This is a genomic window from Actinacidiphila bryophytorum, from assembly GCF_016916835.1.
In the GTDB taxonomy this organism is placed as follows: Bacteria; Actinomycetota; Actinomycetes; order Streptomycetales; family Streptomycetaceae; genus Actinacidiphila; species Actinacidiphila bryophytorum.
Genome location: NZ_JAFFIX010000006.1, coordinates 171,121 through 193,522 on the forward strand (window position 1 = coordinate 171,121; position 22,402 = coordinate 193,522).

The following is a 22,402-nucleotide window of genomic DNA, read 5'->3' on the forward strand; positions in this document are numbered from 1 at the left end:
GGCGGCCCCGCCACCGGTCGCAGGTGGCGGGGCCGTCGGTTGCGCTCTCGGATCGGGCCGGGGCTCAGATCAGGCCGAGTTCGCGGACCGCGGCCCGCTCCTCCTCCAGCTCCTTGACGGACGCGTCGATGCGCGGGCGGGAGAACTCGTTGATGTCCAGGCCCTGGACGATCTCGTAGCTGCCGTCCTTGGTGGTGACCGGGAAGGACGAGATCAGGCCGGCCGGGACGCCGTAGGAGCCGTCGGAGACGATGCCCATCGAGGTCCAGTCGCCGTCCGCGGTGCCGTTGACCCAGGTGTGGACGTGGTCGAGGGCGGCGGACGCGGCGGAGGCCGCGGAGGAGGCGCCGCGGGCCTCGATGATGGCCGCGCCGCGCTTGGCGACGGTCGGAATGAAGGTGTCGGCCAGCCACTGCTCGTCGTTGACGACCTCGGCGGCGTTCTTGCCCGCGACCTCGGCGTGGAAGATGTCCGGGTACTGGGTGGCGGAGTGGTTGCCCCAGATCGTCACGCGCTTGATGTCGGAGACGGCGGCACCGGTCCGCTTCGCCAGCTGCGCGATCGCCCGGTTGTGGTCGAGGCGGGTCATCGCGGTGAAGCGCTCCGCCGGTACGTCGGGGGCCGCGGACTGCGCGATCAGCGCGTTGGTGTTCGCCGGGTTGCCGACGACCAGGACCTTGATGTCGTCGGCCGCGTGGTCGTTGATGGCCTTGCCCTGCGGCTTGAAGATGCCGCCGTTCGCCGACAGCAGGTCGCCGCGCTCCATGCCCTTGGTACGGGGGCGGGCGCCGACCAGCAGCGCGACGTTCGCACCGTCGAAGGCCGCGTTCGGGTCGTCGGTGATGTCGATGCCGCGTAGCAGCGGGAAGGCCGCGTCGTCCAGCTCCATCGCGGTGCCCTCGGCGGCCTTGAGGCCCTGCGGGATCTCCAGCAGCCTGAGCCGCACCGGCACGTCCGCGCCGAGCAGGTGGCCCGAGGCGATACGGAAGAGGAGGGCGTAGCCGATCTGGCCGGCCGCTCCTGTGACGGTGACGTTGACGGGAGTGCGAGTCATTGCCTTCTCCTGGCCTTTGCTGCGGTCTGCTGCGGGTCTGCTGCCGTCCCGGGGTCGGCCGCCACGGCAGTGGTCCGAGCGGCCCCGAACGCGGATCTCTCGTCGTCAAGAGAGCCACCCGTCAGGCTATCGCGCGCCGCCCCCGCCGTCGGACCGCGGCCCTGTGTCAACGGTCACCGCCACCCGCTGCGCGGACTTCGCCCGGCTTCAGACCCGGGTGCGCGCCGGCGAGACGCCCCGCGAAGCCGGGCACCGCGCTTCCACGGCCCACGCCGACCCGGTGCGCGACGGCAGACGACCGGCCGTGCCCGGTGCCGTGCTTCCGTCCTCAGCCTATGCAGATGCCCAGCACGATCAGGCCCAGGCACAGTCCGGTGTGCGTCGGCGACGCGGTCGCCGTGGGAGAGGCCGTCGGGCTCGCGGTCGGGCCGGCCGTCGCGGTGCCGGAAGCAGGCGGTACGGGCACGGTCGGCGCCGACGTCACGCCGTCGGTGGGCGCGGGCGCGGAGCTGCCGCCCGCGCTCGGCTCCGCGGTGGGCGACACGGTGCCGGTCCCCGGCGCGAGCGTGCTGCTCCCGGCCGAGGTGCCCGGTACGCCGGAGTTCGACGACCCCGGGGTACGCCCCTGCCCCGGCGCTGACCGCGCGGTCGCACCGGTGTCCGCGGTGCCCATGCCCGTGGGGTCGGCCCCGCCCGTCGGCGTACGCCCGCCGCCCGCGCCCGCCGCCAGCACGACGGCCAGCAGCGCGGCCACGGCGAGCACGCCCGCCGCGGCCAGCAGCACCGCCCGGCGGCGCCCCGCCGGCAGGCCGTCCTCCGCGCCCAGTGGATCCAGCGGGTCCGGCTGCGGTACGGGCCTGCCCTCGCCCCGGTCGCCCGAGCCGGATGCGGCCTTCTCCGCCAGCTTCCACAACGCGCCGACCCGCTCGTAGTCCGCGCCGCTCGCCTGCGCCAGCACCTCGACGGCGGCCAGGGGCGGCAGCTTCGCTGCCGCCAGGTATCCGGACCAGGCGTCGGCGGATTCGGCCGTGCGGGCGGCCAGGGCCGGGACCGTCAGGCCGCTGCGGTCCTTCATCCTCCGCAGTTGCGTCGCGAGGCGACGCATGTCGAGGGGGATGCGCGTTGCCAGTGGTTCCCACTGACCCATGACGTGCCCTTCGTGTTCCACCGAATACCAGGAGCTACGGTAGCTCCCCGTCCACGCACGGGTGGTCTTCCTCCCAACCTCCCCCGGCCGCACCGGTGTTGTGCTATTGCGCTGCCCGCGCGGTGGGCTATACCCCTTTCCCCGGTGGCGGGTTGCGCGCGCAGTTCCCCGCGCCCCCAGGTGATTGCCACTTGCTGTGGCGTTGCTTGCTTTCCGCCCGTTCGGGCTGGGCGCGCAGTTCCCCCCGCGCCCCTGATGGTTGCCCCCTTCCCGCAGGGTGAGCGTTTTTAAGGGGCGCGGGGAACTGCGCGCGCAGCCCCCGCCGGGGGAAAGGCGAACACCCAGCGCAAGGGGCAGGTACCCCCCAGGCGAAGCGCAGCGCAAGTTCAACGGACCGAGAAGTGGATGATGTCCTCGAGGAAGGGGATGCGGATCAGGGGGTCGGGCTGGGCCATCAGGGCCAGGAGGATGATGGCGACCCCGAGGATGCCGTAAGTGATCACGTCGGTGAAGCGGGACCGTACCGCGAGCATGCCGACCGATTGCATGCCCCAGCGGAGCGCCCCCCCGACCAGCAGGGCGAAGCCGACGACGACGACGCCGGCGCGGAATGCGCCGGCGGCCGTGACGACGAGCCCGATCACCGCACCGGAGATGACGAGGAGGATGGGCCACTGCCGGGCGGGCGCGGGCGAGGAGCCGGGGGCGGTGCGGCCGCCGCCTTCGGGGCGGGCCGTGGAGGTGGTCACGGCGGGCCGCCCGCCGGGGCCGAGGTCACCGGACATCGGCCGCCGCCCGTTCCGCCGCCTCGACCACGTTCTGCAGGAGCAGCGCCCTGGTCATGGGGCCGACGCCGCCGGGGTTCGGCGAGAGCCACGCGGCGACCTCGGCCACTCCGGGGTGGACGTCGCCGACGATCTTGCCGTGTTCGTCGCGGCTGACGCCGACGTCGAGGACGGCGGCACCCGCCTTGACGTCCTCGGGCTTGACGATGTGCGGCACGCCGGCGGCGGCGACGATGATGTCGGCCTGCCGCAGCTGCGCGGCCAGGTCGCGCGTACCGGTGTGGCACAGCGTGACCGTCGCGTTCTCGGACTTGCGGGTCAGGAGCAGGCCGATGGAGCGGCCGACGGTGATGCCGCGGCCGACGACCACGACGTGCGCGCCGGCCACGGCGACACCGTGCCGCTTGAGCAGTTCGACGATGCCGTTGGGGGTGCAGGGCAGCGGCGCGGGCACGCCCAGCACGAGCCGGCCCAGGTTCGTCGGGTGCAGCCCGTCCGCGTCCTTGGCGGGGTCCATGAGTTCGAGCACCCGGTTGGTGTCGATGCCCTTGGGGAGCGGCAGCTGCACGATGTAGCCGGTGCAGGCCGGGTCGTCGTTGAGTTCCCGCACGACCGCCTCGATCTCGTCCTGCGTGGCGGTGTCGGGCAGTTCGCGCTGGATGGAGCCGATGCCGACCTGCGCGCAGTCGCGGTGCTTGCCCGCGACGTACCACTTGCTGCCCGGGTCGTCGCCGACGAGCAGCGTGCCGAGGCCGGGTGCGACACCGCGGGCCTTGAGCGCCTGGACGCGCTCGGTCAGTTCGGACTTGATCGCGGCGGCGGTGGCCTTGCCATCGAGAATCTGGGCGGTCATGGCCCCATACTCCCGGATCGGGGCCGCGTGGGACCAATCCGTCCACTTCCTGTGCACGGTTGACCCTTGCGCCCCGATCCGCTGGGCCGGACGATGTGGCGGGTCCGTCCCGTCGTTCCCGCTCATCGAAGGAATCCGCACGTGAGCCAGCCACCAGGCCCCCCGAACCCCTACGGCGGCCAGCCGCAGCAGCCCTACGGCCAGCCGTACCCGCCCGGAATCCCGCAGCAGCCGTCCTACGGGCAGCAGCCGGGGTACGGCGGCTACCCGCAGCAGCCGCCGTACGGTGCCTACCCGCAGCCGGGCGGGCTGCCGCCGGGCATGCCGCCGCTGGCGAGCTGGGGGGCGCGGCTCGGGGCGTTCCTGCTCGACTTCCTGATCGTCCAGCTGGTGCCGACGGGGCTGGTCCTGGCCGGTGACCTGCCGCACGCGGTGAAGGTCCAGGACGCCAAGGACAAGTGCGCCGACCAGGGCATCACGGCCGCCAACTGCGACCTGCCGAGCATGCCGGGCTCCGGCCACGCGCTGGTCTGGATCGGCATCGTGCTCGGCCTGGCCGCGTTCGTCTTCCTCAGCTACCGCGAGGGCAAGACCGGCCAGACGCCGGGCAAGAAGATCGTCGGCATCCGCCTGCTGCGCGAGGCGGACGGCTCGGCCCTCGGATTCGGCCGCGCCTTCGGCCGCCGCTGGCTGCACTACCTGGACGGCATTCCGTGCGGTCTGGGCTACCTGTGGCCGCTGTGGGACGGCAAGAACCAGACGTGGGCCGACAAGATGGTCCACACCGTGGTCATCAGAGACCAGTTTTGAGCAGCCTGGGGGGGCAGCCCGAGGAGCAGGTCCCGGGCTACGCGATGGAGCTCGAAGCTGCGGCGTACGACCCGCTGGCTCCCTTGCAACGCTATGACAGCGGCCAGCTGGCGCACTGGGCCGTACGCATCGCGTCCAGCGCGATCGACGGCGCCGTGGTGGGCTGGCCCCTCGTCGTGCTGTACGCAGCCACGTCGGGGCACAGCCGCTCGCAGGCGATGGTCTACGCCCGCCTCGCGGTGCTGGCGATGATGGTGCTGCTGGCGTCCCGCGAGGGCCGTACCGGCCTGACTCCCGGCAAGACCCTCCTGCGCCTGCGGCTGGTGGACCAGTTCGACGGCCAACCCGTGGGCGCCAGGCGGGCGTACCGCCGGCGGATCGCGCATGCGCTGGACGCGCTCTCGTGCGGTCTCGGGTTCCTGTGGCCCCTGTGGGACAGCCGGCGGCAGACGTTCGCCGACAAGATCGCCCGCTCGGTCGTCGTCGCGGAGGGGAACCGGCCGCAGGCGTGACAATGGGAGCGGGGCCGTACCCCTGGCGCGGGGTACGGCCCCGTCTCCTGCGGGATGCCGCGGTGCCGCCCGCCGGACGGGCGCGGTGTCAGTGGAAGAAGTGCCGCGTGCCGGTCATGTACATCGTCACGCCGGCCTTGCGGGCCGCCTCGACCACGGCCTCGTCGCGGATCGAGCCGCCGGGCTGGGCGACCGCGCGGACGCCGGCCTCCGCCAGGACCTCGAAGCCGTCGGGGAAGGGGAAGAAGGCGTCGGAGGCCGCGTAGGAGCCGGCCGCGCGTTCCGCGCCGGCGCGGGCGACCGCGAGCTTGGCCGAGTCGACCCGGTTGACCTGGCCCATGCCGACGCCGACGGTGGCGCCGTCCTTGGCCAGCAGGATCGCGTTGGACTTCACGGCACGCGAGGCGCGCCAGGCGAAGGCGAGTTCGGCCAGCTCGTCCGCGGACAGGGCCTCGCCCGCGGCCAGCGTCCAGGTGGCCGGGTCGTCGCCCTCGGCCTGGAGGCGGTCCTTGACCTGGAGCAGGATGCCGCCCTCGATGGGCTTGTACTCGGCGACCGCGTCGGGCGCGGCGGCGACCCGCAGCACCCGGATGTTCTTCTTGCGGGCCAGCACCTCCACAGCGCCGTCCTCGTAGCCGGGGGCCACGATGACCTCGGTGAAGATCTCGGCGACCTGCTCGGCCATCTCGACGGAGACCGGGCGGTTGACGGCGATGACCCCGCCGAAGGCGGACAGCGGGTCGCAGGCGTGCGCCTTGCGGTGCGCGTCGGCCACGTCGGAACCGACCGCGATACCGCACGGGTTGGCGTGCTTGATGATCGCCACGCAGACGTCCTGGTGGTCGTAGGCGGCCCGGCGGGCGGCCTCGGTGTCCACGTAGTTGTTGAAGGACATCTCCTTGCCGTGCAGCTGCTCGGCGCCGGCCAGGCCGCCGCCGTCGCCTGTCACGTACAGCGCGGCAGGCTGGTGCGGGTTCTCGCCGTAGCGCAGCGTCTGGCGGCGGGTGAAGACCTCGCCGACGAACTCGGGGAAGGCGTTGTCCGGGTCGGCCGCGTAACCGTCCACGAACCAGGACGCCACGGCCACGTCGTACGCGGCGGTGTGCTGGAAGGCCTCGGCGGCCAGCCGCTTGCGGGTGTGCAGGTCGAAGCCGCCCGCCTTGGCCGCGGCCAGCACGTCGGCGTAGCGGGCCGGGCTGGTGACCACGGCGACCGACGGGTGGTTCTTGGCGGCGGCGCGCACCATCGAGGGGCCGCCGATGTCGATCTGCTCGACGCACTCGTCGTCGCCCGCGCCCGAGGCCACCGTCTCGCGGAAGGGGTAGAGGTTGACCACGACCAGCTCGAAGGGCTGCACCCCCAGCTCCTCCAGCTGCCGCCGGTGGTCGTCGAGGCGCAGGTCGGCGAGGATTCCGGCGTGCACCCGCGGGTGCAGCGTCTTGACCCGGCCGTCCAGGCACTCGGGGAAGCCGGTCAGCTCCTCGACCGGGGTCACCGGCAGCCCGGCGGCGGCGATCCGGCCGGCCGTCGAGCCGGTCGACACCAGCTCCACACCCGCCTCGTGCAGGCCGCGGGCCAGCTCCTCCAGGCCGGTCTTGTCGTAGACGCTGATCAGCGCACGGCGGAAGGGCCGCTTGCCCTGGGTGTCTTCGGCGCTCATGCCGGGATCCGTACCTTTCGTCCTTCGATGCGGTAGCCGTCGCGTGACAGCCGCCCTACGACGTCGACCAGCAGCCGCCGCTCGACGTCCTTGATGCGCTCGTGGAGCGCTTCCTCCGTGTCGTCCGCCCTGACCTCGACCACGCCCTGCGCGATGACCGGGCCGGTGTCGACGCCGTCGTCGACGAAGTGGACGGTGCACCCGGTGACCTTCGCGCCGTACGCGAGCGCGTCGCGTACGCCGTGCGCGCCGGGGAAACTCGGCAGCAGGGCCGGGTGGGTGTTGATGAACCGGCCGCCGAAGGCCGCCAGGAAGTGCTTGCCGACGATCTTCATGAAGCCGGCCGACACCACGAGGTCCGGCTCGTACGCCGCTGTCGCCTCGGTCAGCGCGGCGTCCCACGCGCCGCGGTCCGCGTGGTCGCCGACCTTGACCACGAAGGTCGGCAGCCCGGCGCGGGCGGCCCGCTCCAAGCCCGCGATGCCCTCGCGGTCGGCGCCCACCGCGACGATCCTGGCACCGTAGGAGGGGTCGGCCTCGATGGCGTCGAGCAGCGCCTGCAGGTTCGTGCCGGAACCGGAGACCAGGACGACCAGTCGGGTCGGAGTGCTGCGGGCGGGAGTGTGCGCGGCCACTGGCGGGGGCTCTTCTCTCGCGGAAAACGTTTGGACAATCCTACGAGTCGGGGATTGGCCGGATTCCGGGGAACCCTACGAGACCGCCGACCGTCAGCAACGATACCGGCACTCCGCACGGCCCCCACGGGACGGGGGAGCGCGCGCGAGGTAGCGTCTGGCGGGAGCACGGGACTTCGCGCGTGCAGCGCGCGGGTGAACGTGATGTATCCGACACCTGTGTCACGTATGACTTGTAGAGCAGGACGACGTTGAGCCCGGTACGAGGAGTCGAGCCCAAGGGGATGGCGCATCACATCATGAGCAGCGGCCTTAATCGTCTTGCGCTGCGCGCGCCCGAGGGCGACCAGGACCAGGACAATCCGTTCGCGCCACCGCCGGAAGGGGCACCCGACCGGCCCTGGCAGCCCAGGCGGCCCGAAGGTTCGGGCGACACCGACACCTCAGGGGGCACACCACCGCCCCCGCCGCCCGTCCGCACCCCCGGCGCGCCCCAGGCATGGGGCAGCCAGTGGAGCAACCGCCAGCCCCAGGACGGCGGCCGCCCCGACCCCTACGGCCGCCGGCCCGACCCCGACCAGGGACCCAGCGGCCCCCAGGGCACAGGACCCCGCTTCGACCCCACCGACCCCGCACAGCGCCGCTCCCGCTACGCGCTCGTCTGCGGCGGCTGGGGCCTGATCTTCGCCGTACTCGGCTGGGTCGAGGTCGGCCTGCTGCTCGGGGCGCTCGCCCTCTACTGGGGCATCAGCGCACTGCGGATGTCCCCGGAGGACAGGGCGCAGGCCCGCGCCACCGCGGCGTCGGCGCTCGCCGACGCCACGCAGACGCCGCGGCCCACGCCGCCGGCGCCCGGTCCCGACGCGCAGCGGTCCTTCATGACCGCGGCGTGGACCGGGATCGTCACCAGTGCGGTGACCATTGCGATCGTCGCGTCGTCCTTCGCGCTGCATCTCGCTTACCGCGACTACTACACGTGCAAGAAGGATGCGTTGACCACGCCTGCTTCGCAGGCGTGCCAGAAGTTGCTCCCCGAGCCCCTCCGCAGCGTCCCGGCCCTCCGCAGCTAGCCCCTCCCCCGTGGGGTACCCCCACGCGCCCCCGGGTGGGTGCCCCATACGGCGGGCTCGCATCTTTCGCTGCGTCGTGACCGGGCGCGCAGTTCCCCGCGCCCCCGGGTGGGTGCCCCTTTCCCGCAGGGTGAGCGTTTTTCCTGTGGGTGCGTCTGCGTGCGAGGGTGAGCGTTTTTCAGGGGCGCGGGGAACTGCGCGCCCAGCCCGAACGGGCATAAGGAAGGCAACGCCACAGCAAGTGGCAATCACCCAGGGGGGGCTGGGGAGGCACCGGGCTAGGCCGTGTTTTGGAAGTAGGGCCGTCCGCCCACAGGGCGGGCCCCGCGGCGTCCGGTGCGTGCGATCGCAAGGCGGAGGGTCGTCCTCGTAGTGGGCCTGCTCGGACGACTCCGACAACGCAGCGAGCGTGCGTGCCAGGCGTCGCGGGGCAGGCGGGACTTCCAAAACACGGCCTAGAGGCCCGCCGTAGGGGGGTGCGGGGGCATGGGGGGGTCGGGGGGAGGTGGGGGGTAGCGGGGGGTGTGGAGGTAGGCGAGGAGGGTGGAGGGGGGGAGGGCCACGGCCAGGGGCCAGGCCGTGGCCGCGGCGGCCGTGAGCCACCAGGTGGGCCCGAACGTGGCGAGCGTGCCGACGCCGAGCGGCCCGCCGGAGAAGGCGGCGAGGGTCGAGAACGCCAGGCCGCAGGCCAGGGAGGCGCCGGCGGCCACCGCCGCGGTGCGGCGCACGCCGATCGCGGCCCGTACGCAGCACACGGCGACCGCGGCCCCCGCGAGCGCGGGAAGGGCGAGCGCGGCCCAGCCGAGTGCGTGCCCCCCGGGCGCGGGGACGGCGGCGAGGAGGGGGAACCGGGGCAGCAGGGGGTGGGGGGAGACACCGGTGGGCGCCACGGTGCGGCCGGCGCCGAGGAGGAAGCCCGGCCCGAGGGCGTAGGAGGCGGACCACACGGCGAGGTTGGGCACGAGAAGCACGCAGAGCAGGGCGACGGCCGCCTGCCCGGCGATGGGCGCGCTGAGCTGACCGAAGGTGTGCCCGGCGGCACCCGCGTGCCAGGCGAGTGCGGCGCCGCCGACGAGTGCGCCGCCCCCGACGAGGATGCCGGTGGCGATGCCCCCGGCCCGGAGGGCCAGTGCGGCGTCGCCGCCCCACGGCACGTACCGGTCGAGCCGGGGCCGCCCGCTGCCGGTCCATGCGCCGGCGGCGGTGGCGAGGGCCGCGAAGAGCGGCACGTACACGGCGGCGGACAGGACGTCGACCCGCAGCGGCCCGCTCGCGGCGTAGACGGTCACGGGCGCGGCGACGCCGAGGTACCCGCCGAGCACCCACCCCGCGGAGCGGGTCGTGCCGCCGGCGACCGCCGACGCGGTCCCCCGGTGCAGCAGCCATGCGGGCAGTGCGCTGAGCAGCAGCGGTGTGACGCCGATGGATGCGGGCACCCCGCTGAGTGTGCCGTCGCGTACGAGGTCGGCGCCCTGCGCGAGCAGCCACAGCCCGGTGGCGATGTGCAGCGCGCCGCCGAGGCCGCTGTCGGGGTAGGGCGAGACGACCCACAGGAGCAGGACGACCGCGGCGAGCGCGGCGAGCGCGAGGCCGGCCGCGGCGACTCCGGCCGAGACGGCGGAGGCGCGGGCCGCGGCGAGCGCCCGCCCGGCCCCGGCGGGCGGGTAGGGCTGGGCCGGTTGCGTCATATGGGTCACGGCGTCCCATGGTGTCAAGAACACCCGTTTCGCCCGTGCAGCAGGCGTTTGGTCGTCGTGTCGCCCACGATGTTCCGTATACGTGCTTTTTACGGACCGTCGGATGAGAGGGCCACCGGTGAGCGGGCGTAGACGGACACACAGGACCCGGTCCGAACCGACCGCGCGCCCCGCGTCCGGCGCCGCGCCGAAGCGCTCCCCGTCGACGGGGACGTCCACGGCCACGACTCCCGCTCCCCCGCCGGGTCCCAAGACGGCCCGGCCGCGCAAGCCGGGTCCGGCGGACGGGCGCCCGGGCGGTGCGCCGCCGGTCCCGGTCAGGGTGCGGGTGGTCTACCGGCCGGTGGCGGCGACCGTGCTGGCGGCCGGTACGGACGGTGCGGCCGACCCCGAGGGCGCCTTCGACGCGCTGTACCTGCACAGCGCGGGCGCCCTGCGGCGCCAGGTCGCCGTACTGACGGGGGACAGGGAACTGGCGGCGCGGGCCGTACGGCGGGCCTTCGACCTGGCCTGGCAGCGCTGGCCCGAGGTGGCGCGGGACAGCGACCCGGCGGGCTGGCTGCGGGCGGCGGCGCACACGTACGCGATGACGCCCTGGCAGCGGCTGCTGCGCCGGCACCGCAAGAACAGGGGCAAGGACGCGGCGGACAGGGGCGCGCTGGCGCAGGCTCTGGTGCGGCTGCACCCGGAGAGGCGGCGGGCGCTGCTGCTGCACGACGGGCTCGGGCTGAGCCTGGCGGTGACGGCGGCGGAGGTCGAGTCGAGTACGACGGCCGCCGCGTCCCGGATCATCGGCGCCCGGCGGCAGCTGGCCTCTGCGGCGCCCGACGAGTACGACGGGGGCGACGCGGGGCCGCATCTGACGGCGCTGCTGGCGGCGGAACCCGGCCTGCCGGAGGGGGAGCCGGCGCCCGCGGGCATGCGGGAGTACAGCGAACGCGGGGTGCGGCGGCGTACGGTCGGGGCCTTCGCCGCTGCCGGAGTGATCGTGCTGGCGACGACCGTCGGGGTGATCGTCGGCCCGGACCACTCCCCGCGGCCCTCGCACAGCCCCGCCCAGCAGCAGGTGCAGCAGCCGGCCGTACCGTCGGCGGGCGGCTGACCAGCAGCAGCGGGACGGCCCGCCCCCGGTCGAGGGGGCGGGCCGTCCGCGGTGGTGCGGCAGGTGCGGTGTCAGCCGACGAGGATCTCGCGGGCCAGCCTCGCGGTCTCGGACGGGGTCTTGCCGACCTTGACGCCCGCGGCCTCCAGGGCCTCCTTCTTGGCCTGTGCGGTGCCGGAGGAGCCGGAGACGATGGCGCCGGCGTGGCCCATGGTCTTGCCCTCGGGCGCGGTGAAGCCGGCGACGTAGCCGACGACCGGCTTGGTCACGTTCTTCTCGATGAAGGCCGCGGCCCGCTCCTCGGCGTCGCCGCCGATCTCGCCGATCATCACGATCAGGTCGGTGTCGGGGTCGGCCTCGAACGCGGCGAGCGCGTCGATGTGCGTGGTGCCGATGATCGGGTCGCCGCCGATGCCGACCGCGGACGAGAAGCCGATGTCGCGCAGCTCGTACATCATCTGGTACGTCAGGGTGCCGGACTTCGACACCAGGCCGATACGGCCGGGCTTGGTGATGTCGCCCGGGATGATGCCGGCGTTGGACTGGCCGGGGGTGATCAGGCCGGGGCAGTTCGGGCCGATGATCCGGGTCTTGTTGCCCTTCTGCTGGGCGAGCGCCCAGAAGGCGGCGGAGTCGTGCACCGCGACGCCCTCGGTGATCACGACGGCCAGCGGGATCTCGGCCTCGATGGCCTCGACCACGGCGTCCTTGGTGAACTTCTCCGGGACGAAGATGACCGTCACGTCCGCGCCGGTGGCCTCCATGGCCTCCTTGACGCTGCCGAAGACCGGGACCTCGCGGCCCTGGTCGAAGGTGACGGTGGTGCCGGCCTTGCGCGGGTTGACACCGCCGACGATGTTGGTGCCGTCGCCGAGCATCAGCGTGGTGTGCTTCATGCCGGTGGCGCCGGTCATGCCCTGGACGATGACCTTGCTGTCCTTGGTGAGGAAGATAGCCATGGTTGTCTGTGTCCTCTTCCCTTACTTCGCGGCCAGCTCGGCGGCCTTGTCGGCCGCGCCGTCCATGGTGTCCACCCGCTGTACGAGGGGGTGGTTCGCGTCGGACAGGATCTTGCGACCCAGCTCCGCGTTGTTGCCGTCCAGGCGCACGACCAGCGGCTTGGTGACGTCCTCGCCCTTGGACTTCAGCAGTGCCAGGGCCTGCACGATGCCGTTGGCGACCTCGTCGCAGGCGGTGATGCCGCCGAAGACGTTGACGAACACGGACTTGACGTCCGGGTCGCCGAGGATGATCTCCAGGCCGTTGGCCATGACCTCGGCGGAGGCGCCGCCGCCGATGTCCAGGAAGTTGGCGGGCTTCACACCGCCGTGCGCCTCACCGGCGTAGGCGACGACGTCGAGGGTGGACATCACCAGGCCCGCGCCGTTGCCGATGATGCCGACCTCGCCGTCGAGCTTGACGTAGTTGAGGCCCTTGGCCTTGGCCTTGGCCTCCAGCGGGTTGGCGGCGGCCTTGTCCTCCAGCGCCTCGTGCTCCGGCTGCCGGAAGGCGGCGTTCTCGTCCAGCGAGACCTTGCCGTCGAGCGCGACGATCTTGCCCTCGCCGGTCTTGACCAGCGGGTTGACCTCGACCAGCAGGGCGTCTTCCTTGATGAAGACGGTCCACAGCTGCTGCAGCACGTCGGCCACCTGCTCCGCGACGTCCGCGGGGAACTTCGCCGCGGCGACGATCTCGGCGGCCTTGGCCGGGGTCACGCCCTCCAGCGCGTCCACCGGGACCTTGGCGAGCGCGTCGGGGTTCTCCTCGGCGACGACCTCGATCTCGACGCCGCCCTCGACCGACGCCATGGCCAGGAAGGTGCGGTTGGTGCGGTCCAGCAGGAAGGAGACGTAGTACTCCTCCTTGATGTCCGCGGTCTCGGCGAGCATCACCTTGTGCACGGTGTGGCCCTTGATGTCCATCCCGAGGATGGCCTCGGCCTTGGCGACCGCGTCGGCCGGGTCCGCGGCCAGCTTCACACCGCCGGCCTTGCCCCGGCCACCCACCTTGACCTGCGCCTTGACGACCGCACGGCCGCCCAGTCGCTCCGCCGCCGCGCGTGCCGCCGCAGGCGTGTCGATGACTTCACCGGCCAGCACCGGTACACCGTGCTTGGCGAAGAGATCCCTCGCCTGGTACTCGAACAGGTCCACGCGCGTCCGTCTCCCTTTTCCCTGGAATCCGCTGGAAGTAAGCCTGGATGTCACTCCGGCGTCGGCGGGTGGCTGCCGCCGTGAGTACAGCGCCGCCTGCCGGCTGGGCGTGCCGCTACGGGCAGGGCGACTGCACGTCACCAGCTGTCACCAGGGAAGCGCACGCGGTGTCCGAGTACGCGGCATGTCCGTCTTGCAGGTTATCGCCGCGCGCCTGCGGGTCCTAAATCGCGGATCGCTTGTGAGCGGTGAGAACGGTCACAGGTGCCCCGCTCCCGCCTGGCCTCCCGCCACTGCGGGGCCGGGTCAGGCCTCGGGTATCGGGATGCGGCGCTTCTCGATCGCCGCCGCCATGACGTCGGGGAAGAGGTCGGGTGTGCAGGCGAAGGCGGGGGTGCCGAGCGCGGCCAGCGCCGCCGCGTGCTCCCGGTCGTACGCCGGCGCGCCCTCGTCGGACAGCGCGAGCAGCGCGACGAACTGCACCCCCGACGACTTCATCGCCGCCACCCGCTTGAGCATCTCGTCCCTGATGCCGCCCTCGTAGAGGTCGCTGATCAGGACGACCACGGTTTCGGCCGGACGGGTGATCAGCGACTGGCAGTACGCCAGCGCCCGGTTGATGTCCGTCCCGCCGCCGAGCTGGGTGCCGAACAGCACGTCGACGGGGTCGGCCAGCTGCTCGGTCAGGTCCACCACCGCGGTGTCGAAGACGACCAGCCGGGTGGCGACGGACCGCATCGAGGCCAGGACCGCCCCGAAAACCGAGGCGTACACCACGGACGCGGCCATCGACCCCGACTGGTCGATGCACAGCACCACGTCCTTCTTCACCGAGCGGTCCGCGCGGCCGTAGCCGACCAGCCGCTGCGGCACGACGGTGCCGTGCTCGGGCAGGTAGTGCCGCAGGTTGGCCCGGATGGTCCGGTCCCAGTCGATGTCGCGGTGCCGCGGCCTGCTGACCCGCGCGGAACGGTCCAGCGCACCCGTCAGCGTCGCCCGGGTGCGGGTCGCCAGCCGCGCCTCCAGGTCCTCGACGACCTTCCTGACCACGGCCCGCGCGGTCTCCTTGGTCGTCTCCGGCATCGCCCGGTTCAGCGACAGCAGGGTGCCGACCAGGTGCACGTCGGCCTCCACCGCCTCCAGCATCTCCGGCTCCAGCAGCAGCGCGGACAGCCCGAGCCGGTCGATGGCGTCGCGCTGCATCACCTGGACCACGGAGCTGGGGAAATACCGTCGGATGTCGCCGAGCCAGCGGGCGACCTGCGGCGCGGACCCGCCGAGCCCCGCGGAACGCTCCCCCGCGCCCTCCTGCCGCCCCGCCGCGGCTCCGCCCGACCCGTACAGCGCGGCCAGCGTGCGGTCCATCGCCGCGTCCCGGCCCGCCAGCTCGTACCCCGTCCCGTCGGCCGCAGGGCCGCCGCCCAGCACCAGCCGCCAGCGCCGCAGCCGCTCCTCGGCCGGCCCGGCAGCCGCCAGGCCCCCCTTCCGGCCCTCGTCAGTCATCGCCGGCCTCCCCATCCCCCTGTGTGCCCAGGTCGGTTGTCGTGGTCGTGCCCAGCAGCAGCCGTACGGTGTGGGCCGCCGCGTCCGCCCGGTGCCGGTCGAGGGCCGCGGCGAAACCGGGCAGGCCGGGCTCGGCCGCCGCACCGCCCGGCTGCCGGTCCGCGGACGGGCCGCGCCGCACCAGCTCGCCGACCGTCCGCCGCACCCCCGGCTCGAACTCGGCGAAGGTCCGCCGCAGCAGCGGCAGCACATCGTCGAACGCCGCCGCGGGCACCCCCGCCAGCCACCCGTCGACCAGCGCGAGCAGCTTCTCGTCGTGCACCAGCAGCATCCCGCCGCCGGCCAGGAAGCCCTCGATCCAGCCCGCCGACTCGGCGGGACCCGTCCCCGCCGACAGGGCGAGCCCCATCAGCCGCGCGGCCTCGTCCGCCGCCAGCCGCCCGTCGTCCCGCAGCAGCCGGGCCGCGGCGCCGCGCAGCAGCCCCGGTATCCCGCCGTCCCGCTCGGCCACACTGCGCAGCGCCGCCGCCCAGCGGTCCCGCAGCGCTGGGTCCGGCAGCAGCGCGACCGCCCGGTGCACCTCGTCCACATGCGCCCGCATGGCCGCGGCGCCGTCCGCGTCCAGACCCGCACAGGCCGGCGGCAGGCCCACGCAGATCCGCTGCGCCAGCCCCGCCGCGACCTCACCGAGCGCCGCCGAGTCCGTGCCGCGCACGTCGCCGTACCGCACCGCCCGCACCAGTGCGGGCAGCGCCGCCGCCAGATGCGCCACGTCGGTGTCCAGCGCCGCCCGGTCCGCCAGCACCTGCATCACCACCGGCAGCGCGTCCCGCAGACCGGCCAGCAGGCACGCCTCGGCGGTCGCCGTGACCTCCGCGAGCGTGCCCGCGTGCACGGCCGCGTCCGACGCCCTGGCCCCGGCCGCCGCGGCCACCGTCGTCCCCCATATCCCGGCCTCGGCGATCCGCACCGCCAACTCCGGCTCCCAGCGCAGCCGCCAGGTCTCCCGGAAGGTGCCCTTGCTGTCCCGGCCCCTGGCCGGCTCGCCCCAGCCGATGCCCAGCAGCGCCAGCCGGTGAAGCAGCCGGCTGCGGGCCGCGTCCGTGTCCTTGCGCAGGTCGAGGTCGAGCTGCCGCTCCAGCGCCTCGGGCTTGAGCCGCAGGGTGCGCTGCTGCCGGGCCAGGTCGCGGGCCAGTGGCACCGCCGGCGCGTCCGGCGGGACCTCGCCGAGCACGTCCCCGACCACCAGCCGGTCCCTTATCAGCGCCAGCGGCACGTCGGAGCCGTCGCACATGACCGCCCTGATCGCGTCGGTGGTCTCGCCGAGCCCCGCCAGCGGGCGGCCGCGCATCGCCGCGAGCGTGTCGGCGAGCCGCACCGCCTCGATGACATGCGCGGAAGAGACCGGCAGGTCCTCCTCCCGCAGCAACCCCGCCACCTTGGTCATCCACCGGGTGACCGGGCGGTCGGCGGAGGTGAACAGATGGCGGTACCAGCCCGGCGAGGCGATACCCGCGCCGTACCCGCTGGCGCGGGCCAGCCTGCGGTGCGTCCACGGCACCCACGTCGTCTCGACCCTCGCCTTCGGCAGCCCCTTGAGCAGCTGCCGGTCCGCTGCCACCGCCGAACGCCCGGCGAGCGCGGGCACATGCCAGGCCCCGCACACCACCGCCGTCCGCTCGTACGCCCGCCGCGCCTCACGCAGCCGCAGCCGCATGTGCGCCTCCCGCACCGGGTCCTGGGAGTGCCCGCCGTCGCCGTGGATGGCCCGGATCGCCCCCATCGCCTCGGCCAGCGCGGCGAACGGCGCCAGCGGGTCGGCGTCGCCGTCGGCACCGCCGCCGCGGTGCTCCACCGCGTCCTCCCACCACCGCTCCGGGTCGTCGTAGCCCGCCGTCCCGGCCAGCACCGCCAGCGGGTCGACCCGCACGTCCGCCCCGGCCTCCGACTCCCCGTCCACCGGCCCCGGCTCGTCCGCGTCCTCGCCGGTCGCCGGGCGCAGGGCCAGGCTGTGCGCGGCCGGGAGGTCGATGAAGCGGACCTCGGCGCCGGACTCGGCCGCCCACCGCAGGGCGACCCACTCGGGCGAGAACTCGGCGAACGGCCAGAAAGCGGCCCGCGCCGGGTCGTCCACCACATGCGCGAGCAGCGCCACGGGCGGGCGCATCGCCGGGTCCCCCGCCAGCCCGACCAGTGCGTCCGCCTCCGGCGGCCCCTCGATCAGCACCGCCTGCGGCCGGTAGGCCTCCAGCGCCGCCAGCACCGCACGCGCCGACCCCGGGCCGTGGTGCCGCACCCCCAGCAGCACCACGTCCTCGGCGGCGCCGACCGCCCGGGCCACCTCGCCGGCCGCCGCGCGGTCCGCGCGGAGCCCCCCGGCTCCGGCGGACCCCGCACCGTCCACGGCGGAGTGCAGCCCGGCCCCCGCAAGGGCCGCACCTCGCCGGCCGGCGCCCGCTCCCACGGGCATTGCGGCCGCCCCCTCCGCGGTCGCACCGCCCCTGCGGGTCGCCGGGGTCATGACGTCACCTCGCGGCAGGCGCGGTAGAAGTCCTTCCAGCCGTCGCGCTCCCGCACGACGGTCTCCAGATACTCCTGCCAGATCAGCCGGTCGGCGGCCGGGTCGCGGACGACGGCGCCGAGGATGCCGGCCGCGATGTCGCCGGCGCGCAGCACACCGTCGCCGAAGTGGGCGGCCAGCGCCAGGCCGTAGGTGACCACCGAGATCGCCTCGGCCGTGGACAGGGTCCCCGAGGGGGACTTGACCTTCGTACGGCCGTCCTCGGTGACACCGCCGCGCAGTTCGCGGAAGACGGTGACGACCCGGCGGATCTCGTCGGCCCCGCGCGGGGCCGCCGGGAGGTCCAGGCCCGCGCCGATCTGGCCGACCCGGCGGGAGACGATCTCCACCTCGTCCTCCGCGCTGGCCGGCAGCGGCAGCACCACCGTGTTGAACCGGCGGCGCAGCGCGCTCGACAGGTCGTTGACCCCCCGGTCCCGGTCGTTGGCCGTCGCGATCAGGTTGAAGCCGCGCACCGCCTGCGTCTCCGTGCCCAGCTCCGGTATCGGCAGCGTCTTCTCCGACAGGATCGTGATCAGCGAGTCCTGCACGTCCGCCGGGATGCGGGTCAGCTCCTCCACCCGCGCGATGCGGCCCTCGGCCATCGCCCGCATCACCGGGCTGTGCACCAGCGCCGCGCGGCTCGGGCCGTGCGTGAGCAGCTGCGCGTAGTTCCACCCGTAGCGGATCGCCTCCTCCGGAGTGCCCGCCGTGCCCTGCACCAGCAGCGTCGAGTCGCCGCTGATCGCGGCGGCCAGATGCTCCGACACCCAGGTCTTCGCGGTGCCCGGCACCCCCAGCAGCAGCAGCGCCCGGTCGGTCGCGAGAGTCGTGACGGCCACCTCCACGATCCGTCGCGGCCCCACGTACTTGGGTGTGACGACGGTGCCGTCCTGCAGCGTCCCCCCGAGCAGATAGGTCGCGACCGCCCACGGGGACAGCTTCCAGCGCGCCGGACGCGGGCGGTCGTCGACAGCGGCGAGCGCGCCCAGCTCGGCCGCGAAGGCCTCCTCGGCGTGCGGCCGCAGGGCCTGCTCGGCGCCGGCCGCGGCGCTCGTCGTAGCGGTCATGGCTCTCCCCCACATCATCGGAACGGACCCGCTCGATCCGTACTGCCCCCACCTTGCACCCCACCACTGACAATCCGTCACCGTCCGCGATCCGCGCAGGTCAGGGCGATTGTCAGTGGTCGGTCCTAGCGTGGTCTGCATGGAGGACACGGAAGCTCGGTGGACAGCGGACCAGGTGCTCGCGCTCGCGCCTGACGCGGCGTCACGCACCGCGGGCACGCGGCTCGCGGCGCCCGCGCCGTGGTCCGGCACGGGCGCGGCGGGGGCCGCGGTGTGGGGGCTGTGCGCGGGCAGCGGCAGCAGGCCGTATCAGACGGTGGTCGACCTGAGCGGACCGGCTTTCGCCTGCTCGTGCCCGAGCCGGAAGTTCCCGTGCAAGCACGCGCTGGGGCTGCTCCTGCTCTGGGCAGAAGGGGACGGCGGCCCGGTCGCCGCGGGGGCGGCGGCACCGGAGTGGGCCGAGCAGTGGACGGCGGCCCGCAGGAAGAAAGCGGAGGCCGCCGCTGCGGCCGCCGGCTCCGACGCCGAGCCGGAACCGGACGCCGCCGCGGCCGGCCTCGACGCGGCGAGAAAAAGAGCCGAGCGGCGGGCCATCCGCGTGGAGGGCGGTGCGGCCGAGCTGGAACAGCGTCTCACCGACCTGCTGCGCAGCGGCCTCGCCGGCTCCGACCGCGCCGGATACCAGCAGTGGGACGAGATCGCGGCCCGCATGGTCGACGCGCAGGCCCCCGGACTCGCCACCCGGGTGAGGCAGTTGGGCACGGCCGCCGGGGCGGGGGGCGACTGGCCGTCCCGCATGCTGGAGGAAGCGGGCCTGCTGCACCTGCTGGCCCGCGGCTTCCTCGGCCGCCAGGGCCTGCCGGGGCCGCTGGCCGAGACGGTGCGCACGCGGATCGGCTTCACCGTCGACGCGGCGGACGTGCTCGCCGGACCGCTGGTCAGGGCGCAGTGGCTGGTCCTCGCGCAGTACGACACGGCCGACGAGCGGCTGACGACCCGTCGCATATGGCTCTACGACGCGGTCGGCGGGCAGTTCGCGCTCCTCCTCTCCTTCGGCGCGGCCGGCCGGGCGCCCGAGCTGACCCTGCCGGTCGGCACGGTCCTCGACGCCGACCTCGCCTTCCGCCCCGCCGCGGTGCCGCTCCGCGCGGTCCTCGGCACGCGGTACGGCACGAGCGTGCCCGAGGACGTGCCCCCGGGCACGACGGTCGGAGCCGCGCTCGACTCCTACGGTGCGGCGCTCTCCCAGGACCCCTGGCTCGACGCCTGGCCCGTCCTCCTCACCGACGTCGTGCCCCTCCCGGGGCAGGACCGCTGGCGGGTGGCCGATGCCGCGCATGACGCCGCGGTGCCATTGCTCGGCGCCGACCATTGGCGCCTCGCGTCCATTTCGGGAGGGCGTCCCGTCACCCTCTTCGCCGAGGCCGGCGCCACGGGCTTCCGCCCGCTCGCAGGCTGGACCCGCGCCTCCCCGCGCCCCATCCCCCTCCCCACCCCCCGCGCTCCCTGAGATGACCTTGCACCCTCCGGTGCGTGGTGGCAGTTCCCCGAACCCCGGGGGGTGCCCCTTGCGGTGGGCGGCCGCCTCCCGGCCGGCGGGTGATTGGGCGCGCAGTTCCCCGCGCCCCCGGGGGGCGCCACTTGCTGTGAGCTCGCACCTTTCGGTGCATGGGGGCTGGGCGCGGGATTCCCCGCGCCCCTAGGCCGTGTTTTGGAAGCAGCGCCGTCCGCCCACAGGGCGGGCCCCGCGGCGTCCGGTGCGTGCGATCGCAAGGCGGAGGGTCGTCCTCGTAGTGGGCCTACCCGGACGACTCCGACAACGCAGCGAGCGTGCGTGCCAGGCGTCGCGGGGCAGGCGGGACTTCCAAAACACGGCCTAGGGGGGTGCCGTCTGGGGGGGGGAGGGTGAGCGTTTTTTGAGGGGCGCGGGGAACTGCGCGCCCAGCCCGGACGGGCGGGAAGAAAGCAACGCCACAGCAAGTGGCAATCACCTTGGGCACCCCCCCGCCGGGGAAAGGCGAGAGCGTGCCGCAGGACGGGGACGGGTCGTGGGTCCGCCGGTGGGCGGGGAAAGGGGAGGTCGGGATGGGTGGCGGGTGGGATGACCTGGTCGGGAGCGCCTTGCTCGGGACGGAGCGGCGCCGTCCCGGCGGCATGGTGGGGGACGCGGAGGAAGCCGCCGCGGGACTTCTCGACGCGGCAGCGACCGGCGTGGTCCGCCGCAGAGCCGGCATCCGCCCCGGCCCGGCGGGCGAGCGGCCGCCGGTCGCGGCGGAGGACCGCCGCCCTGACCTGCCGGACGCGGCCCGCCGCCGGCTGGGCATGCTGCTGGCGGACCGCACCGCAGGTTCCGGCGGGAATCGGCGCGGCTCGGCGCCGAATCTGGCGGAGTTGCTGCCGCAGTGGCTGGCGGCGGCCCGCCGGGAGGGCTATGCGGCGCCGCCGGAGTTGCTGCCGGCGCTGCTGGACGCGGCGCGGGCGCGTACGGACCTGCGGTCCGACGCGTTGGCTTTCGCGGGCCCGCGCGGGCGCTGGCTCGCGGGCCTGAACCCGGACTGGAAGTACGCGCTGCGAGCGGGGGCGGGGGCGGGCGCGGCGGACGGGCCGGGTCCTGAGGAGCCGGGGCAGGCGGAGCGGCTGTGGGAGGAGGGCCTGTTCGCCGAGCGCATCGCGCTGCTGAGCAGGTTGCGGGTGTCGGCCCCCGACACCGCGTTGGCTCTGCTGGCCGCGACGTGGAAGAGCGAGCGGGCCGAGGACCGGCTGATGTTCCTGGACTCGTTGCGGACGGGGTTGTCCAGGGCGGACGAGCCGTTCCTCGAGCAGGCGCTCACGGACCGGAGCCGGAATGTGCGGGCGACGGCGGCGGAGTTGCTGTCGGCGCTGCCGGGGTCGGCGCTGGCCGGGCGGATGGCGGCGCGGGCGCGCAGTTGTGTGTCGCTGGGTCCTGACGGGATCGCGGTGGAGGCGCCGTACGAGTGCGACGCGGCGATGGAGCGGGACGGGGTGGCGCCGCGCCCGCCGAACGGGCGGGGGGAGCGGGCGTGGTGGCTGGGCCAGTTGGTGGACGCGGCACCGCTGGCGACGTGGCCTGCGCGGTTCGGGGGGCGTACCCCCGAGGAGATCATCGCGCTGCCGGTGCTGGACGACTGGCAGCCGGATCTGCATGCGTCGTGGTGCCGGGCCGCGGTCCGGCAGCGGGACGAGGGATGGGCGCGGGCGCTGCTGGGGCCGCCGCCCGCGGCGGCGGCCCCACTGGCGGCGGTGGGTGATCCTGCGAAGCTGCTGTCGATCCTGCCGGCGGCGGAGCGGGCGGAGTGGGTCGCGGCTTTCATCGCGGCGCACGGGTTGTCCGAGGCGTTCCAGATGCTGGGGGTGTGTGCGGTGCCGTGGGCGGCGCCGCTGGGGCGGGCGGTGGTGGACGCGCTGGACATCGCGCGGGATGCGGGGAGTTACCCGTGGAGTTTCAGCGGGGTGATGGGCCTGGCGGAGCGCTGCCTGGACCCGGCGGGTGCCGAACAGGTCGCGGCGCTGGCGGGCGGCGGGGACGGGGTGCCGGACGCGGCACCGGGCGCGGCGGCGTACTGGGGCGAGGCCTTCCAACGCCTGGGCAGCACCTTGCGCCTGCGCGCCCAGATGCTCTCCGAACTCCGCCCGGCCCACCCGTGAGCCCGGCCGGTTCAGCCCGGCCGACCCGGCGTGGCCAGGCTCAGCCCCGCCCGGCCCCGGCTGCCGCCGTCAGACCGCCACTGTCAGGACCGTGACCGCCCCACTCATCTCGGCCCCGGCTGCCG

18 protein-coding genes are annotated in these 22,402 nt (G+C 74.4%); 6 read left to right on the forward strand and 12 right to left on the reverse strand.

Annotation, left to right across the window (positions count from 1 at the left end):
• Positions 1 to 64: 64 nt before the first annotated feature.
• The 4 genes from JT723_RS11720 to JT723_RS11735 all read right to left on the reverse strand — a co-directional run bounded on the left by JT723_RS11720 (position 65) and on the right by JT723_RS11735 (position 3,839).
• A complete protein-coding gene (locus tag JT723_RS11720) occupies positions 65 to 1,054 on the reverse strand; it encodes a malate dehydrogenase (protein ID WP_205044483.1) in 990 nt (329 codons plus the stop codon).
• Positions 1,055 to 1,382: 328 nt separating this feature from the next.
• The gene (locus JT723_RS11725; protein WP_307794131.1) at positions 1,383 to 2,201 is read right to left on the reverse strand and encodes a helix-turn-helix domain-containing protein; all 819 of its coding nucleotides are present in this window, start codon (positions 2,199 to 2,201) and stop codon (positions 1,383 to 1,385) included.
• A 386-nt stretch (positions 2,202 to 2,587) separates the two neighbouring features.
• Positions 2,588 to 2,986: a DUF3017 domain-containing protein gene (locus JT723_RS11730; protein WP_205044485.1), complete on the reverse strand. Its 399-nt coding sequence runs from the start codon at positions 2,984 to 2,986 to the stop codon at positions 2,588 to 2,590.
• On the reverse strand, positions 2,976 to 3,839 hold the full coding sequence (locus JT723_RS11735) for a bifunctional methylenetetrahydrofolate dehydrogenase/methenyltetrahydrofolate cyclohydrolase (protein WP_205044486.1): 864 nt from the start codon (positions 3,837 to 3,839) through the stop codon (positions 2,976 to 2,978). The genes JT723_RS11730 and JT723_RS11735 overlap by 11 nt, the downstream gene beginning before the upstream one ends.
• Before the next feature lie 141 nt (positions 3,840 to 3,980).
• Between JT723_RS11735 and JT723_RS11740 the strand changes: the two genes are divergently transcribed.
• Together JT723_RS11740 and JT723_RS11745 are read left to right on the forward strand one after the other, a co-directional pair.
• Entirely contained in the window at positions 3,981 to 4,649 is a 669-nt protein-coding gene (locus tag JT723_RS11740; RefSeq protein ID WP_251512364.1) for an RDD family protein, read from the forward strand.
• A complete protein-coding gene (locus JT723_RS11745; protein ID WP_205044487.1) occupies positions 4,646 to 5,161 on the forward strand; it encodes an RDD family protein in 516 nt (171 codons plus the stop codon). Before JT723_RS11740 ends, JT723_RS11745 begins: the two co-directional genes overlap by 4 nt.
• Positions 5,162 to 5,249: 88 nt before the next feature.
• Here JT723_RS11745 and purH read toward each other — a convergent pair whose 3' ends face one another.
• Entirely contained in the window at positions 5,250 to 6,821 is a 1,572-nt protein-coding gene (gene purH, locus JT723_RS11750) for a bifunctional phosphoribosylaminoimidazolecarboxamide formyltransferase/IMP cyclohydrolase (RefSeq protein ID WP_205044488.1), read from the reverse strand.
• A complete protein-coding gene (gene purN, locus JT723_RS11755) occupies positions 6,818 to 7,456 on the reverse strand; it encodes a phosphoribosylglycinamide formyltransferase (RefSeq protein WP_205044489.1) in 639 nt (212 codons plus the stop codon). Before purN ends, purH begins: the two co-directional genes overlap by 4 nt.
• A 284-nt stretch (positions 7,457 to 7,740) precedes the next feature.
• On the opposite strand from purN, the gene JT723_RS11760 reads away from it, so the two are divergent.
• Positions 7,741 to 8,526: a hypothetical protein gene (locus tag JT723_RS11760; protein ID WP_205044490.1), complete on the forward strand. Its 786-nt coding sequence runs from the start codon at positions 7,741 to 7,743 to the stop codon at positions 8,524 to 8,526.
• 455 nt (positions 8,527 to 8,981) lie between these two features.
• Here JT723_RS11760 and JT723_RS11765 read toward each other — a convergent pair whose 3' ends face one another.
• Entirely contained in the window at positions 8,982 to 10,214 is a 1,233-nt protein-coding gene (locus tag JT723_RS11765) for a cell division protein PerM (RefSeq protein ID WP_240165503.1), read from the reverse strand.
• Between the two features lie 337 nt (positions 10,215 to 10,551).
• Between JT723_RS11765 and JT723_RS11770 the strand changes: the two genes are divergently transcribed.
• On the forward strand, positions 10,552 to 11,325 hold the full coding sequence (locus JT723_RS11770) for a SigE family RNA polymerase sigma factor (protein WP_205044492.1): 774 nt from the start codon (positions 10,552 to 10,554) through the stop codon (positions 11,323 to 11,325).
• Between the two features lie 71 nt (positions 11,326 to 11,396).
• Here JT723_RS11770 and sucD read toward each other — a convergent pair whose 3' ends face one another.
• From sucD to JT723_RS11795, 5 genes are all read right to left on the reverse strand, one after another.
• Positions 11,397 to 12,284, reverse strand: coding sequence for a succinate--CoA ligase subunit alpha (gene sucD / locus JT723_RS11775; RefSeq protein ID WP_205044493.1), 888 nt, complete (start codon positions 12,282 to 12,284; stop codon positions 11,397 to 11,399).
• Between the two features lie 21 nt (positions 12,285 to 12,305).
• Positions 12,306 to 13,478 carry an ADP-forming succinate--CoA ligase subunit beta gene (sucC, locus tag JT723_RS11780; protein WP_205044494.1) on the reverse strand — a complete coding sequence of 391 codons (1,173 nt, stop codon included), beginning with the start codon at positions 13,476 to 13,478 and terminating at the stop codon, positions 12,306 to 12,308.
• Between the two features lie 306 nt (positions 13,479 to 13,784).
• Positions 13,785 to 14,981: a vWA domain-containing protein gene (locus tag JT723_RS11785; RefSeq protein ID WP_240165461.1), complete on the reverse strand. Its 1,197-nt coding sequence runs from the start codon at positions 14,979 to 14,981 to the stop codon at positions 13,785 to 13,787.
• Positions 14,974 to 17,451: a DUF5682 family protein gene (locus JT723_RS11790; protein ID WP_372441291.1), complete on the reverse strand. Its 2,478-nt coding sequence runs from the start codon at positions 17,449 to 17,451 to the stop codon at positions 14,974 to 14,976. The genes JT723_RS11785 and JT723_RS11790 overlap by 8 nt, the downstream gene beginning before the upstream one ends.
• A gap of 47 nt (positions 17,452 to 17,498) precedes the next feature.
• Entirely contained in the window at positions 17,499 to 18,629 is a 1,131-nt protein-coding gene (locus JT723_RS11795; RefSeq protein WP_372441285.1) for an ATP-binding protein, read from the reverse strand.
• 121 nt (positions 18,630 to 18,750) lie between these two features.
• Between JT723_RS11795 and JT723_RS11800 the strand changes: the two genes are divergently transcribed.
• The gene (locus JT723_RS11800) at positions 18,751 to 20,121 is read left to right on the forward strand and encodes an SWIM zinc finger family protein (RefSeq protein ID WP_205044497.1); all 1,371 of its coding nucleotides are present in this window, start codon (positions 18,751 to 18,753) and stop codon (positions 20,119 to 20,121) included.
• A 575-nt stretch (positions 20,122 to 20,696) separates the two neighbouring features.
• On the forward strand, positions 20,697 to 22,277 hold the full coding sequence (locus tag JT723_RS11805; RefSeq protein WP_205044498.1) for a DUF5691 domain-containing protein: 1,581 nt from the start codon (positions 20,697 to 20,699) through the stop codon (positions 22,275 to 22,277).
• Positions 22,278 to 22,402: the final 125 nt, after the last annotated feature.

Excerpts from the sequence above, each read along its gene's own strand:
- sucD (WP_205044493.1), bottom strand. The coding sequence starts at position 12,284 with ATGGCTATCTTCCTCACCAAGGACAGCAAGGTCATCGTCCAGGGCATG.
- JT723_RS11730 (WP_205044485.1), bottom strand. The coding sequence starts at position 2,986 with ATGTCCGGTGACCTCGGCCCCGGCGGGCGGCCCGCCGTGACCACCTCC.
- JT723_RS11785 (WP_240165461.1), bottom strand. The coding sequence starts at position 14,981 with ATGACTGACGAGGGCCGGAAGGGGGGCCTGGCGGCTGCCGGGCCGGCC.
- JT723_RS11800 (WP_205044497.1), top strand. The coding sequence starts at position 18,751 with ATGGAGGACACGGAAGCTCGGTGGACAGCGGACCAGGTGCTCGCGCTC.
- JT723_RS11735 (WP_205044486.1), bottom strand. The coding sequence starts at position 3,839 with ATGACCGCCCAGATTCTCGATGGCAAGGCCACCGCCGCCGCGATCAAG.
- JT723_RS11765 (WP_240165503.1), bottom strand. The coding sequence starts at position 10,214 with ATGACGCAACCGGCCCAGCCCTACCCGCCCGCCGGGGCCGGGCGGGCG.
- JT723_RS11805 (WP_205044498.1), top strand. The coding sequence starts at position 20,697 with ATGGGTGGCGGGTGGGATGACCTGGTCGGGAGCGCCTTGCTCGGGACG.
- JT723_RS11795 (WP_372441285.1), bottom strand. The coding sequence starts at position 18,629 with ATGATGTGGGGGAGAGCCATGACCGCTACGACGAGCGCCGCGGCCGGC.
- JT723_RS11725 (WP_307794131.1), bottom strand. The coding sequence starts at position 2,201 with ATGGGTCAGTGGGAACCACTGGCAACGCGCATCCCCCTCGACATGCGT.
- JT723_RS11720 (WP_205044483.1), bottom strand. The coding sequence starts at position 1,054 with ATGACTCGCACTCCCGTCAACGTCACCGTCACAGGAGCGGCCGGCCAG.
- purH (WP_205044488.1), bottom strand. The coding sequence starts at position 6,821 with ATGAGCGCCGAAGACACCCAGGGCAAGCGGCCCTTCCGCCGTGCGCTG.
- JT723_RS11760 (WP_205044490.1), top strand. The coding sequence starts at position 7,741 with ATGGCGCATCACATCATGAGCAGCGGCCTTAATCGTCTTGCGCTGCGC.
- JT723_RS11790 (WP_372441291.1), bottom strand. The coding sequence starts at position 17,451 with ATGCCCGTGGGAGCGGGCGCCGGCCGGCGAGGTGCGGCCCTTGCGGGG.